Raw genomic sequence first — 13,192 nt, 5'->3', positions numbered from 1 at the left:
CGCTTAATCAGGAGTCATGGTTAACTAAAGGAGCCAGCCGCGTTGCCATCCAGTCGGCAATAAACGGCTGTGCATCGCGATTGGGGTGGATCCCGTCATCCTGCATCCAGTTGGGTTTGAGATAGACCTCTTCCATGAAAAATGGCAGCAGCGGAATATCAAACTCGTTGGCAAGCTTAGGGTAGATCGCGCTAAAGGCTTCATTATACCGACGACCGTAGTTGGCGGGCAGGCGAATTTGCATCAGCAGCGGCTGGGCGTTCGCCGCTTTAATGTCCTTCAGGATGGTGCGCAGGGTTTGTTCCGTTTGCTGAGGCTGGAAGCCACGCAATCCGTCGTTACCGCCCAGCTCCACCAGTACCCATCGCGGTTGATGCTGTTTGAGCAAAGCCGGCAGGCGCGACAAGCCCTGTTGCGAGGTATCACCGCTGATGCTGGCGTTGATAACAGACGTTTTGCTCTGCCATTTTTCGTTGAGCAGAGCCGGCCAGGCCGCACTGGCCGCCATACGATAGCCTGCGCTGAGGCTGTCGCCGAGAACCAGTAACGTGTCCGCTGCCGCCGCGCGGAAAGTCATCAGAATCAAAAACAGGAAGGGCAAATGCCAGCGGAAAACATTGTTGAAGTTCATCGTCTTAAGAAGTCCGTCGGTCAGGGGGAACACGAGCTTTCCATCCTCACCGGAGTTGAACTCGTTGTCAAACCTGCCGAAACCATTGCGCTGATTGGCGAATCCGGTTCCGGTAAGTCCACGCTGCTGGCTATTCTGGCCGGACTGGACGACGGCAGCAGCGGCGAGGTTAACCTGGTCGGACAGCCGCTGCATCAGCTTGATGAAGAGGCGCGTGCCGCGCTACGTGCCCGTCACATCGGTTTTGTGTTTCAGTCCTTCATGCTGATCCCCACGCTGAACGCGCTGGAAAATGTTGAGTTGCCCGCGCTGCTGCGCGGAGAAAGCAGCCGTGAAAGCCGCGATCATGCGAAGGCATTGCTGGAACAGCTGGGGCTGGGGAAACGCCTTGACCATCTTCCGGCGCAGCTTTCCGGTGGAGAGCAGCAACGCGTGGCGCTAGCCCGCGCATTTAATGGTCGCCCGGAGGTGCTGTTTGCCGATGAACCCACCGGGAACCTGGACCGTAAAACCGGCGATAAGATTGCCGATCTGCTGTTCTCGCTCAACCGGGAACATGGCACCACGCTGATTCTGGTCACGCACGATCCGCAGTTGGCCGCCCGCTGCGATCGCCGCCTGCGGCTGGTCAACGGTGAATTGCAGGAGGAAGCATGATTGCCCGCTGGTTCTGGCGCGAGTGGCGCTCGCCTTCACTGCTGATCGTCTGGCTGGCGTTAAGCCTGGCGGTGGCCTGCGTGCTGGCGCTGGGCAGCGTCAGCGATCGCATGGAGAAAGGGCTTAGCCAGCAAAGCCGCGAATTTATGGCGGGCGACAGGGCGCTGCAAAGCTCGCGCGCCGTCCCGCCGGGCTGGATCGACGAAGCGCGCAAGCGGGGGCTCAAGGTCGGGGAGCAGATAAGCTTCCAGACCATGACCTTCGCCGGTGACACGCCGCAGCTGGCCAGCGTCAAAGCCGTGGATGATATCTACCCGATGTACGGTGAACTGCAGACCAGCCCGCCAGGCGTCAAGCCGAAACCCGGTACGGTGCTGCTGGCACCGCGACTGATGGCGCTGCTGAACCTGAAAAAAGGTGACAGCATCGACGTGGGGGACGCGACGCTGACCATTGCCGGGGAGGTGGTTCAGGAACCCGATTCCGGCTTCAACCCGTTCCAGCTCGCCCCACGCTTGCTGATGAACACCGCAGACGTGGCGAAAACCAACGCCGTCCAGCCGGGGAGCCGTGTCACCTGGCGCTATAAGTTTGGCGGCACGCCTGCGCAGCTGGAGGCGTATGAAAAATGGCTTCTGCCGCAGTTAAAACCGGAGCACCGCTGGTACGGGCTTGAGCAGGATGAAGGCGCGCTCGGCAAGTCTCTTGAACGCTCTCAGCAGTTTCTGCTGCTCTCGGCGCTGTTAACCCTGCTGCTGGCCGTCGCGGCGGTAGCCGTGGCGATGGGACACTACTGCCGCAGCCGTTACGATCTGGTGGCGATCCTCAAAACTCTTGGCGCGGGCAGGGCGCAATTGCGGAGGCTGATTGTTGGCCAGTGGCTGATGGTGCTGGCGCTGTCGGCCGTCACCGGTGGGGCGACAGGTCTGCTGTTTGAAAAGCTGCTGATGATGCTCCTGAAACCGGTACTGCCTGCCGCGCTGCCGCCAGCAAGCCTCTGGCCGTGGCTGTGGGCAATTGGCGCGATGACCGTGATTTCATTGCTGGTGGGGTTGCGCCCGTACCGGCTCCTGCTCGCCACCCAGCCGCTGCGCGTGCTGCGCCGCGATGTGGTGGCCAGCGTCTGGCCGCTCAAATACTACCTGCCGGTGATGGTTGCCGTGGTGGTCGGGCTCCTTGCCTGGCTGATGGGCGGGAGTACCCTGCTGTGGGCCGTGCTGGTCGGGGCGGTGGTTCTGGCGCTGCTGTGTGGCATGCTGGGCTGGATGTTGCTCACTGTTCTGAAAAGGATGACGATTAACTCCCTTCCCGTGCGGCTGGCGGTGAACCGTCTGCTGCATCAGCCGTGGTCAACGCTGAGCCAGCTTTCGGCGTTTTCGCTCTCGTTTATGCTGCTGGCGCTTTTGCTGATGCTGCGCGGCGATCTGCTGGATCGCTGGCAACAGCAGCTTCCGCCGGAAAGCCCGAACTATTTTCTGATCAATATTGCTCCAGAACAGGTGACGCCACTGAAGGGTTTTCTCTCTGAGCATCACATTATTCCCGAGTCGTTCTATCCGATCGTGCGTGCGCGCCTGACGCAGATCAACGGTCAGTCGACCGAGGGAAATAAAGATGAGTCGCTCAACCGTGAGCTAAACCTGACCTGGCAGGAGAAGCGCCCGGATCACAACCCGATCACCGCCGGTAGCTGGCCGCCAAAGGCCGGGGAAGTGTCGATGGAAGAGGGGCTGGCAAAGCGTCTGAATGTGAAGCTGGGAGATAGCGTGACCTTTACCGGCGACACGCAGGATTTCAGCGCCAGAGTGACCAGCCTGCGCAAAGTGGACTGGGAAAGCCTGCGGCCAAACTTCTTCTTTATCTTCCCTGTCGGGGCGCTGGATGGACAGCCGCAGAGCTGGCTCACCAGCTTCCGCTGGGAAAACGGCAACGGCATGTTGACGCAGCTTAACCGGGAATTCCCGACGGTCAGCCTGCTGGATATTGGCGCGATACTGAAACAGGTCGGTCAGGTGCTGGAGCAGGTCAGCCGCGCGCTGGAGGTGATGGTGGTACTGGTGACGATTTGCGGCGTGCTGTTGCTGCTGGCACAGGTGCAGGTTGGCATGCGTCAGCGACATCAGGAGCTGGTGGTCTACCGTACGCTGGGAGCCGGCAAGCGTCTGCTGAGGGCAACGCTGTGGAGCGAGTTCGCCCTGCTGGGGCTGGTGGCAGGCCTGGTGGCCGCCATTGGCGCAGAGGCGGCGCTGGCAGTGCTGCAGTCGAAAGTCTTCGACTTCCCGTGGGAGCCAGACTGGCGCCTGTGGCTGACGCTGCCGGTGTGCGGTGCGCTTTTGCTTTCACTTTGCGGCGGCTGGCTCGGAACGCGGCTGTTAAAAGGCAAAGCACTTTTCCGCCAGTTTGTCAGTTAGTTCACAGACGTGATGGTTGCGTGCCGGTTTAAATGCTGGTACGCAGCCCGTTAACAGCACAAATCGATAATACCCACTCATTTAGTAGCACAAAACATTAAAAACCCGCCCACACAGCCCGATTATTTCCAGTTAATATTCACACGCTAAATATTTAGCAGCGTGTCTATTAAGGAAAAATAATGACTATAAAAACAACCGCGCTGGCGACAGCTATTGGCGCAGCAGTGGCATTAACCTCCTTCGCATCTCAGGCGGAAATCACGGTTCTTAAGCAAGATCCTCAGGCGGATAACCCGCTGAGCCGTCTGAACTTTACCGTTGGCGGCAGTATTCGTCCTCAGTTCCAGAACATGACGGGCGACGACGGTAAAAACAGCTACAAACGTAACGGCTTCGACGGCGGCACCCGTTTCCGTTTTGCGGCAGATTACTATCTGTTCGACGACATCAGCTGGATCAGCTACTACGAACTGGGTGTGAATATCCCTGCCCAGTTCAACTGGGATCATCATTATGCTGAAGGTGCTCACGACACCACGCGCCGTATGCTCTACACCGGCCTGAAGAGCGACACCTGGGGTACGCTGACCTTCGGTCAACAGAACAGCGTGTACTATGATGTGGTGGGCGTGAAAACCGATATCTGGGACTACGACATGATCGGTCAGGCACCAGGTAACGGTATCAACGGCGACTACGATGGCTCTTATCGTTCACGCAATATGCTGAAATATAAGAAAACCGTTGGCGATGCTGATATCTACGCCTCTTACCTGTTTGAAGACAGCGAATACCTGCCGGGCAACGGTCTGCGCTACAAGCGTAAAGGCGGCGGTTCCCTGGGTATCGATTACCACCTGACCACCGATCTGACCTGGGGCGCGGCATGGAACTACACCCGTGCGGATATGCGTAACCCGGACAACGGCGACAGCAAAACCTATGACCAGAACATCCTCGGTACCGCGCTCAGCTGGACACCGGATAACTGGACCTTCTCTGCTGGCGGCGGCTGGTACCAGAACTTCCTGACCACCAAAAAAGTGTCTGTTAACGACTACTTTGCCGGTGACGCATGGGGTATCGAATACTTCGCAGGGTACAAATTCCCAATCAATCAGTATGCGGTTAAATCCATCCAGCCATACTTCATGGGTGACCGTATCGAGTACGTGAACGGCCGTAACTACCAGCGCATCGACAACGGTGTGGGTATCAGCTTCCAGCTGGACTACGGTTTCCGTGTGGATTACGAACACGTGTTCACCTCCAGCACCGACAACCTGGGCGATATGAACCTGGTGCGTCTGCGTTACGACTTCTAAGGTCGAAGCACAGGGTGCGGTCTGATGCCCTCACCCTGACCCTCTCCCACAGGGAGAGGGTACAAACATTAAAAACGGCAACCAGGTTGCCGTTTTGCTTTTACCTCGCCACCCGGCTTTCTTTCAGCGATCAAGCCAGTCAGCGACCTCGCCATACGTCCCGCGATACACAATCTTCTCCGCTTTCTTCTCCAGCTGATAGCCGTACATCGGGTCGTAATAATCTCTGAGCAGCGGCGCAAGCCAGCTAAAATGTGCGTCAGTGCTGCCAGAGCGTTGTTGTTCCAGCAGCGCGGAATCTAACAGCGCGGTGAATTCCGCATAACGCTGCAGGCCCAGACGGCGGCGAATGGCGAACAGGCCGTGGTGCAGATACTCGCTATACTCCTTCCAGCCTGCCTCTTCGCCGCAGGCGGCAGAAAAATCGGCCCACATATGGTCGAAATACTCTTCGCGCAGGCGCTCAAGACGAATGTCAAACGGATCCTCTACCACCACGATAGGGGCTTCGGCCATCCGGTCGCGCAGGCATTCCGGCAGATGGTTAGAGCCAATCATCCTGCCCTCATCCTCCAGCACCCAACGTGCGGCATCTTTTTTCAACAGCTCGACGGCCAGATGATTTTCAAAGCTTGCCTGGGAAAGCTGTGGCGTCAGCGTGCGGCCAAACGATGAGCCGCGATGGTGGGCCAGCCCTTCCAGATCGATCCCCTGCGCGTGCTGCTTCACCAGCAACGTTTTACCGTTTCCGGTACAGCCGCCGATAAGCACCATCGGTTTTTGTGACTGCTCAATAGTGACCTGAATCGCCGTCTGACGCAGGGCTTTATAGCCGCCGCGGATCAGCGGGTAATCCACGCCCGCCTCTTTCAGCCAGGCCTGCGTAATATGCGAGCGCTGTCCGCCGCGCGCGCAGCAGATAAAGCCCTCAGGACGGGCAAGACAGGCTTCGCGCCAGGCGTTGATCCGGGCCTCCCGCGTGTCGCCGTTCACCAGACTATGGCCGAGCGCCAGCGCAGCGTCGGGCCCCTGGCGTTTGTAGCAGGTCCCCACGGCGGCGCGTTCGTCGTCGTTCATTAAAGGCAGGTTGATTGCCGCAGGCATCGCACCCTGCGCAAATTCGATCGGCGCGCGAACGTCAATCAAAGGGGTATCGGACGCGAGTATCGCGCGATAATCCGTTCCATCGTTCATGGTTATTCCAGAAATCAAAACAGCAATGGAGGGGGATTTTACGCGCGTGAGGAGAGGCCGGGGAAGGGGAAGATCAACTCCCCGGCAATTATCGCTTATTTGAGCTTTGATTGCGCCCAGACAATCCCGCTTGCGTATTCCGGCGGCAGGAGAGGGATCATCGCTTCCAGGGTAGCGCTCAGGCGGCCTGCGTCGCTGTCGTTCAGGTTCAGGTGACCCACTTTACGCCCCGGACGAACCTCTTTGTCGTACCAGTGCAGGTGCACCAGCGGCAGCTTCAGCCAGTCGTAGTTCAGATCGGTACCGATCAGGTTGATCATCACTGAAGGGCTGTTAACCACCGGCTGCGGCAGCGGCAGGTCAGTAATGGCGCGCAGGTGCAGCTCAAACTGGCTGATTGATGCGCCGTTTTGCGTCCAGTGACCGCTGTTGTGAACGCGCGGTGCCAGTTCGTTGATCAGCAGACCAGACGGCGTTACAAAACACTCCATCGCCATCACGCCCACATAACCCAGTTCATGCATAATGGCCGAGAGCATCTCTTCCGCCTGGGCCTGCTGTTCAGCATTGGCCTGCGGGAAGGCGACGCTGGTGCGTAAGATCCCGTCCTGATGCAGGTTATGGGTCAGAGGATAAAATACGGTACGCCCGTCGTGGCCGCGAGCGCCAACCAGCGACACTTCACCGCTGAAGTTGATGCCCTGCTCAACGATGCACTCTCCGTAGCACTCTTCCGGCAGTTCGGCGGTTTCGTGCGCGCGCAAACGCCACTGTCCGCGGCCGTCATAACCGCCGACGCGACGCTTTACAATCGCCAGTTCGCCCAGCATAGCGAAGACATCGTTCCACTCGCTTTTATCAGACAGCAACTGCCACGGCGCGGTCGCCAGTCCGAGCTTGTCGAACAGCTGTTTTTGCGTCAGACGGTCAGCAATGATTGGGAACACGTCGCGGTTCACAAAAGCGTTATGGCGCGCCAGTTCACGGGTCAGCGCGGTTTCCGGCCAGCGTTCAATCTCAGCGGTAATGACGCTCTGGTGGAACGGCACGGCTTCGGGTTCGGCATCCAGACCGACCGGCCAGACGGCAATACCCAGTGGTTCACCGGCCTGGCGCAGCATGCGGCCTAACTGACCGTTACCGAGGACGCAAACCTGCTTCATGCCGCACCCCGCGGGTCCGGGTTGTCCAGCACTTCGTCGGTCTGGGCTTTACGCCAGTCCGCCAGACGCTGATGTAAGGCTTTATCGTGCGTCGCCAGGATCTGCGCCGCCAGCAGAGCCGCGTTTGCCGCGCCCGCTTTGCCGATGGCCAGCGTACCCACAGGAATACCACGCGGCATCTGCACGATGGAGTAAAGGCTGTCGACACCGCTCAGTGCGGCGCTCTGCACCGGAACACCCAGTACCGGCACCAGCGTTTTGGCGGCAATCATGCCCGGCAGATGTGCTGCGCCACCCGCACCAGCAATGATCACCTCGTAACCGTTCTCTTGCGCGCTTTCGGCAAAGCTGAACAGTTTATCCGGCGTGCGGTGTGCGGAAACCACTTCAACGTGGTGAGGAACATTCAGGATTTCAAAGATTTCGGCGGCGAACTGCATGGTAGCCCAGTCGCTTTTGGACCCCATCACGATGGCGACACGCGCCGGATTATTGCGGGAAGACATGCGTCTTAAAACTCCTGTGGTGCGAAACACACTGCTTTCGAGGGCACAGAGAATAGCATGTAATACGGGCAAGGAAAACGGTTGCGCGGTTAAAAACCGAGCCGTTGTGGTGCACAGGGAATAACAAAATAGACCGCATTCAGGCGGTCTGTTTTGAGAGGTTACTGAAGATCCCCTGCGGTCAGGTTCTCTTTGTCGAATGCGTGGCTGACATCAATATGATTCACCATGCTGGTGTCGATATTCGAGCCGGCTTCCGGTACACAGAAGCCATTCTCTGCTGCTATCGCGCCAGCGGACAGTCCAGCGGCCAGCAGCAGGGCACTTACGATGCTGATTTTTTTCATTCTCTTTCCTTCCTCATCGTCTTGTCGCTGTCGCGGATCTACTGGCGGCACGGCAAACGGCGATCTTATTTAGTCAGTTCTGCAGTCATGTGCACGCGGTTATTGAACTGTGCGCTGGTGATTTTGTAAGACGCGCCCTGTTCAGCAGCCTGAGCGGCAATTTTCGCTTCTGCACGATCCAGGGTTGAGGCTGTCGCGCTAACGCTTTGTGCGAAAGAACCGAAAGAGATCAGAGACAGAGCGGCAACTGCAACGAAAGTTTTGATAGATTTCATGGTCGTAATCCTTAAGTGTTTTGTTTGGGATAGGGCGTGTTGCCCTGATGTGATAAATGATAGGCCGACCACGGGCTGATTAAAATCGAAACAATTTGCCGATATCGTTCAAAAAAATAGAATGATTTTTGCGGGAGAAATTAAAACGGGAAAGCGATCAGTTCCACACCTTCAGGCGTGACTTTCACCATCGATCCTTCGCTGTGCCACGCGCCCAGTACCACACGGTGAGCCGGTTCGCCGTTCGCGACCAACGTATGCACGTCGGGACGGTGGGTATGACCGTGGATCAACCACTGGACGTGGTGTTTCTCCATCATGTTGACCACTGCCTGCGGGTTGACGTCCATGATGGTCATCGACTTGCTGTTGTTGGCGGCTTTACTGCCCGCGCGCATTCTGGCGGCGATACGGTTCCGGATAAACAGCGGCAGGGCAAGGAACACCTTTTGGATCCACGGGGTGTGGACCTTCGCGCGAAACGCCTGATAGCCGGTATCGTCCGTACAGAGCGTGTCACCGTGCATGATCAGGACTTTTCGACCATAGAGGTCAAGCACCTGTTCTTCTGGCAGCAGCGTCATGCCGCTTTCGCGGGCGTAGCGAGGGCCGACCAGAAAATCGCGGTTGCCGTGAATGAAATAGCAGGGAACGCCGGAGGTGACCAGCGCGTGAATGGCGGCAGCCATTTCACGGTGCAGCGGGTTGGGGTCGTCGTCGCCGATCCAGGCTTCAAACAGGTCGCCAAGGATGTAAAGCGCGTCGGCGTGTCTGGCTTCACCCGCTAAAAAACGCAGAAAACCGGCGGTGATCGCCGGTTCTTCTGTTTGCAGGTGCAAATCTGCAATAAAGAGTGTCGCCACGAATTACTCGCTGACGGTCACGCTGGTAATCACAACGTCTTCTTTTGGAACGTCCTGGTGCATGCCGCTGCGGCCGGTGGAAACGGCTTTGATCTTGTCGACCACGTCCATGCCTTCAACCACTTCTGCGAATACGCAGTAGCCCCAACCCTGCAGGCTTTCGCCGGAGAAGTTCAGGAAGTCGTTGTCAGCCACGTTGATGAAGAACTGCGCGGTGGCAGAGTGAGGTGCCTGAGTACGCGCCATCGCCAGCGTGCCGCGGGTGTTTTTCAGGCCGTTATTGGCTTCGTTTTTGATCGCTTCTTTTGTATCTTTCTGCTTCATACCCGGTTCAAAACCGCCGCCCTGGATCATAAAGCCGTTGATCACACGGTGGAAAATGGTGTTGTTGTAGAAACCTTCGCGGCAATAGTCCAGGAAGTTTTTAACTGTTTCAGGCGCTTTGTCATCAAAGGTTTTGATTACGATATCGCCATGATTAGTGTGGAAAGTAACCATTTTTGCATCCTGTTCCGTTATTGTGGTACGTCGACCCGCGTTCGGGTCAGATATAGGGGCCTGTTATAGCATAACCACAGGATGCGATCACCTTGCATTGTGTGCTGCTTCGGGTTTGAATTACGGGTAGAATACCCGGTTTTCGTCCACACACGTGTTTACATGGAATCTTCGATGTTAAAAATCTTTAATACAATGACGCGCCAGAAAGAGGAATTTAAACCTATCCATGCCGGGGAAGTCGGCATGTACGTGTGTGGTATTACGGTTTACGATCTCTGTCATATCGGCCATGGCCGTACCTTTGTCGCATTCGATGTCGTGTCGCGTTACCTGCGTTTCCTCGGGTATAACCTGAAGTACGTGCGTAACATCACCGATATTGACGACAAAATCATCAAGCGCGCTAATGAAAATGGCGAAAGCTTTGTCGCGCTGGTGGATCGTATGATCGTTGAGATGCACAAGGATTTCGACGCGTTAAACATTTTGCGCCCGGATAGCGAGCCGCGTGCGACCCACCATATTCACGAAATTATCGAGATCACGGAAAAGCTGATCGAACGCGGCCACGCGTACGTTGCGGACAATGGCGACGTGATGTTCTCAGTGCCAACCGATCCTACCTACGGCTCGCTTTCCCGTCAGGATCTTGACCAACTGCAGGCTGGCGCCCGCGTTGACGTGGTTGACGTGAAGCGTAACCCAATGGACTTCGTGCTGTGGAAGATGTCCAAAGAGGGCGAACCAAGCTGGCCATCTCCATGGGGAGAAGGGCGTCCGGGCTGGCACATTGAGTGCTCGGCGATGAACTGCAAACAGCTGGGCAAACATTTTGACATTCACGGCGGCGGTTCAGACCTCATGTTCCCGCACCACGAAAACGAAATCGCGCAGTCCACCTGTGCGCACGGCGGCGAGTATGTGAACTACTGGATGCACTCCGGGATGGTGATGGTTGACCGCGAGAAGATGTCTAAATCGCTGGGCAACTTCTTCACCGTGCGTGACGTGCTGAAGTATTACGATGCGGAAACCGTACGTTACTTCCTGATGTCAGGCCACTACCGCAGCCAGCTGAACTACAGTGAAGAGAACCTGAAACAGGCACGCTCTGCGCTGGAGCGTCTGTACACTGCGTTGCGCGGTACCGACAAGTCCGTGGAGGCCGCGGGCGGCGAGGCGTTTGAGGCCCGCTTTGTTGAGGTGATGAACGATGATTTCAACACCCCGGAAGCCTACTCGGTGCTGTTCGATATGGCGCGTGAAGTCAACCGCCTGAAGTCAGAAGATATGGCGGCGGCGAATGCGCTGGCTTCTCACCTGCGTAAACTCTCTTCCGTGCTTGGCCTGCTGGAGCAGGAGCCGGATGCTTTCCTGCAGAGCGGTGCGCAGGCGGATGACGGCGAAGTGGCAGAGATTGAAGCGCTGATTAACGCGCGTCTGGAAGCCCGTCAGGCGAAAGACTGGGCGGCAGCGGATGCGGCGCGCAATCGCCTGACCGAGATGGGGATCATCCTGGAAGATGGCCCACAAGGGACCACCTGGCGCCGTAAGTAATTTTCCCCTCACCCTAACCCTCTCCCACAGGGAGAGGGGATTGTTAGGTGTTCTCCCTCTCCCTGTGGGAGAGGGCCGGGGTGAGGGCATCAGCGTGCACGCTTTCGCCACCACAACAACCCCATCAGCACCACTCCCGGCAGCCACACCCACAGCAGTTCAGAGATAATCACCTGATGCCCGTACGGCGTGGTATAGCGCGACAGGGCAAACGGGGCGACCTTAATCACCTGCCACGGCGCAAAGAACCGTTCATCTGACCACGGCCACAGCCAGCCGACGCCCTTGCCGCCGGTGGTGACGGAATCGAGCAGGCTGTGCGACAGCAGCGACACGGTTAAAAACAGCCAGCAGCGCGTCAAACTTGCCCTGAACCATTGTCGCCCGACCAGTACGCAGAGTATCGGCACCACGAAGGCAAACAGCAGTGAATGGGTAAAGCCGCGATGACCGAAAACATTGCCGTAAGCAACGCCGAACTTAAACGCCAGCACGTCGGCATCGGGCAGCATCGCGAGCACGACACCGGCGAAAAGCAGGCGGGGAGGAATAACCCGGGTTCCCAGGCCTAAGCCCAGGCAAAGCGGAACAGCAGCGTGAGTGATAACAGTAGGCATCGTAATTTTCCATGACAAATCATGGGAATATAGCAGCGATTTCGCTGGAACTGACCTGTGCTAAATTCCGATTTTTACGCCGATTCCCGCGCGATAAGCTGGCCGGAGAGGGTAATGCGCTGCGTCTGCAGCTCTGGCTCTTTCAGCTTACGGATGATAAGACCCGCCGCCTGGCGGCCTGTCTCGTCACTGGCGGAGGAGACATAGGTAAACGACGGCGAGGTCAGGTTGACGTGCAGCATATCTTCAAAGCCCACCAGCGCGACCTGCTGCGTCAGAAACACGTCTTTTCCCACGGTACGGCCCACCTGATGAATGCCGCTAATGCAGCCGATCATCGCATCCGGTGAATGACAGAGCAGGGCGGTGATGGTGTTGTTTTTCTCAAGCAGCTGGCGGGTCGCCATTGCGGCGGCTTGCGTGTCATCGCTGCAGGCCGGGGAGCTTTCATCGCGCCACACCAGCCCGTTCTGGGTCATTGCGCTGCGAAATCCAAGCAGGCGTTGTTCGCGAATAAGGCAGCCTTCCCGTCCGCCAATGTAGGCGATGTTGCGGTGCCCGCGCTCGATAAGATAGCGCGCGGCCAGGTTTGCCGCCTGGCGGTTATCGCGCATCACCAGGTTGCATTTTTCATCCAGCAGAGACTGCGAGACCACCACCAGCGGCAGCGGGCACTGGCGGATCTGCTCCGGCAGGGTTGAGGAGCGCGTATCCGACGCGAGATAGATCACGCCCGCCACGCCCTGTTGCTTAAAGGAGAGCAGGGTGCGCTCTAAATGCTCCCGATCGTTCAGCGGCTGGCCGAGAAAAACCATATAGCCCTGCTTCTCCAGCTCCTGGACGATACTCGCCATGACTTTGATGGAAAAGCTGTCGCTAAAATCACGCAGGATCAGGCCGATCAGGTTGGAGGTGTTGGCGCGAAGGTTAGCAGCGGCAACGTTATGAACATAGCCCAGCGTCGTGATGGCGGCATTGACCTTCTCGATCGTTGCTTCGGAGATTTTCCCTTTCTGGCGCAGCACCAGCGATACGGTAGAGACCGACACCCCCGCGTGCTTTGCGACATCAATGATGCTGACTTTCTTCAAAACCGCTCCCTGAAATTTACCGATTATCAGCCAGATACGACACGTCTCTCA

General features: G+C 57.4%; 14 protein-coding genes. 4 read left to right on the top strand and 10 right to left on the bottom strand.

Going from position 1 to position 13,192, the window contains the following annotated elements; translation table 11 throughout:
* Positions 1–7: 7 nt before the first annotated feature.
* A complete protein-coding gene (gene tesA / locus EQV24_RS10625; protein WP_013095913.1) occupies positions 8–631 on the bottom strand; it encodes a multifunctional acyl-CoA thioesterase I/protease I/lysophospholipase L1 in 624 nt (207 codons plus the stop codon).
* Here tesA and ybbA point away from each other — a divergent pair.
* From ybbA to EQV24_RS10610, 3 genes are all read left to right on the top strand, one after another.
* Positions 602–1,288, top strand: coding sequence for a putative ABC transporter ATP-binding protein YbbA (ybbA, locus tag EQV24_RS10620; RefSeq protein WP_013095914.1), 687 nt, complete (start codon positions 602–604; stop codon positions 1,286–1,288). The genes tesA and ybbA overlap by 30 nt on opposite strands.
* Positions 1,285–3,699 (top strand): putative ABC transporter permease subunit YbbP, encoded by a 2,415-nt coding sequence (gene ybbP / locus EQV24_RS10615; protein WP_130626558.1) that lies wholly within the window; start codon positions 1,285–1,287, stop codon positions 3,697–3,699. Before ybbA ends, ybbP begins: the two co-directional genes overlap by 4 nt.
* Positions 3,700–3,881: 182 nt before the next feature.
* The gene (locus tag EQV24_RS10610; RefSeq protein WP_130626557.1) at positions 3,882–5,027 is read left to right on the top strand and encodes a porin; all 1,146 of its coding nucleotides are present in this window, start codon (positions 3,882–3,884) and stop codon (positions 5,025–5,027) included.
* Positions 5,028–5,150: 123 nt separating this feature from the next.
* On the opposite strand, the gene mnmH is transcribed toward EQV24_RS10610, so the two are convergent.
* From mnmH to ppiB, 7 genes are all read right to left on the bottom strand, one after another.
* Positions 5,151–6,221: a tRNA 2-selenouridine(34) synthase MnmH gene (gene mnmH / locus EQV24_RS10605; protein ID WP_130626556.1), complete on the bottom strand. Its 1,071-nt coding sequence runs from the start codon at positions 6,219–6,221 to the stop codon at positions 5,151–5,153.
* Between the two features lie 95 nt (positions 6,222–6,316).
* The gene (gene purK, locus EQV24_RS10600) at positions 6,317–7,384 is read right to left on the bottom strand and encodes a 5-(carboxyamino)imidazole ribonucleotide synthase (RefSeq protein WP_013095918.1); all 1,068 of its coding nucleotides are present in this window, start codon (positions 7,382–7,384) and stop codon (positions 6,317–6,319) included.
* A complete protein-coding gene (gene purE / locus EQV24_RS10595) occupies positions 7,381–7,890 on the bottom strand; it encodes a 5-(carboxyamino)imidazole ribonucleotide mutase (protein ID WP_013095919.1) in 510 nt (169 codons plus the stop codon). The genes purK and purE overlap by 4 nt, the downstream gene beginning before the upstream one ends.
* A 161-nt stretch (positions 7,891–8,051) precedes the next feature.
* Complete coding sequence (locus tag EQV24_RS10590; protein WP_020685024.1) at positions 8,052–8,237, bottom strand: hypothetical protein; 186 nt, start codon at positions 8,235–8,237, stop codon at positions 8,052–8,054.
* A 65-nt stretch (positions 8,238–8,302) separates the two neighbouring features.
* Positions 8,303–8,512 carry a YdgH/BhsA/McbA-like domain containing protein gene (locus tag EQV24_RS10585; protein ID WP_013095921.1) on the bottom strand — a complete coding sequence of 70 codons (210 nt, stop codon included), beginning with the start codon at positions 8,510–8,512 and terminating at the stop codon, positions 8,303–8,305.
* Positions 8,513–8,652: 140 nt separating this feature from the next.
* Complete coding sequence (gene lpxH / locus EQV24_RS10580) at positions 8,653–9,375, bottom strand: UDP-2,3-diacylglucosamine diphosphatase (protein WP_130626555.1); 723 nt, start codon at positions 9,373–9,375, stop codon at positions 8,653–8,655.
* A gap of 3 nt (positions 9,376–9,378) precedes the next feature.
* A complete protein-coding gene (gene ppiB / locus EQV24_RS10575) occupies positions 9,379–9,873 on the bottom strand; it encodes a peptidylprolyl isomerase B (RefSeq protein ID WP_130626554.1) in 495 nt (164 codons plus the stop codon).
* A gap of 174 nt (positions 9,874–10,047) precedes the next feature.
* Here ppiB and cysS point away from each other — a divergent pair, with 174 nt between their 5' ends.
* On the top strand, positions 10,048–11,433 hold the full coding sequence (gene cysS, locus EQV24_RS10570; RefSeq protein ID WP_020685027.1) for a cysteine--tRNA ligase: 1,386 nt from the start codon (positions 10,048–10,050) through the stop codon (positions 11,431–11,433).
* A gap of 89 nt (positions 11,434–11,522) precedes the next feature.
* Here cysS and EQV24_RS10565 read toward each other — a convergent pair whose 3' ends face one another.
* Both EQV24_RS10565 and malI read right to left on the bottom strand, forming a co-directional pair.
* Complete coding sequence (locus EQV24_RS10565; protein WP_057071960.1) at positions 11,523–12,050, bottom strand: metal-dependent hydrolase; 528 nt, start codon at positions 12,048–12,050, stop codon at positions 11,523–11,525.
* A 74-nt stretch (positions 12,051–12,124) separates the two neighbouring features.
* Positions 12,125–13,141: a Mal regulon transcriptional regulator MalI gene (malI, locus tag EQV24_RS10560; RefSeq protein WP_020685029.1), complete on the bottom strand. Its 1,017-nt coding sequence runs from the start codon at positions 13,139–13,141 to the stop codon at positions 12,125–12,127.
* Positions 13,142–13,192: the final 51 nt, after the last annotated feature.

It is taken from the genome of Enterobacter sp. A8 (genome assembly GCF_004296595.1).
GTDB lineage: Bacteria > Pseudomonadota > Gammaproteobacteria > Enterobacterales > Enterobacteriaceae > Enterobacter > Enterobacter cloacae.
Note: the sequence above shows the minus strand (reverse complement) of the source record. Positions and strands in the feature narration are given on the sequence as shown.

What these genes read in the sequence shown, in the direction of transcription:
- ybbA (WP_013095914.1), top strand. Translation starts at nt 602, where the DNA reads ATGCCAGCGGAAAACATTGTTGAAGTTCATCGTCTTAAGAAGTCCGTC.
- tesA (WP_013095913.1), bottom strand. Translation starts at nt 631, where the DNA reads ATGAACTTCAACAATGTTTTCCGCTGGCATTTGCCCTTCCTGTTTTTG.
- ybbP (WP_130626558.1), top strand. Translation starts at nt 1,285, where the DNA reads ATGATTGCCCGCTGGTTCTGGCGCGAGTGGCGCTCGCCTTCACTGCTG.
- EQV24_RS10610 (WP_130626557.1), top strand. Translation starts at nt 3,882, where the DNA reads ATGACTATAAAAACAACCGCGCTGGCGACAGCTATTGGCGCAGCAGTG.
- mnmH (WP_130626556.1), bottom strand. Translation starts at nt 6,221, where the DNA reads ATGAACGATGGAACGGATTATCGCGCGATACTCGCGTCCGATACCCCT.
- purK (WP_013095918.1), bottom strand. Translation starts at nt 7,384, where the DNA reads ATGAAGCAGGTTTGCGTCCTCGGTAACGGTCAGTTAGGCCGCATGCTG.
- purE (WP_013095919.1), bottom strand. Translation starts at nt 7,890, where the DNA reads ATGTCTTCCCGCAATAATCCGGCGCGTGTCGCCATCGTGATGGGGTCC.
- EQV24_RS10590 (WP_020685024.1), bottom strand. Translation starts at nt 8,237, where the DNA reads ATGAAAAAAATCAGCATCGTAAGTGCCCTGCTGCTGGCCGCTGGACTG.
- EQV24_RS10585 (WP_013095921.1), bottom strand. Translation starts at nt 8,512, where the DNA reads ATGAAATCTATCAAAACTTTCGTTGCAGTTGCCGCTCTGTCTCTGATC.
- ppiB (WP_130626554.1), bottom strand. Translation starts at nt 9,873, where the DNA reads ATGGTTACTTTCCACACTAATCATGGCGATATCGTAATCAAAACCTTT.
- cysS (WP_020685027.1), top strand. Translation starts at nt 10,048, where the DNA reads ATGTTAAAAATCTTTAATACAATGACGCGCCAGAAAGAGGAATTTAAA.
- EQV24_RS10565 (WP_057071960.1), bottom strand. Translation starts at nt 12,050, where the DNA reads ATGCCTACTGTTATCACTCACGCTGCTGTTCCGCTTTGCCTGGGCTTA.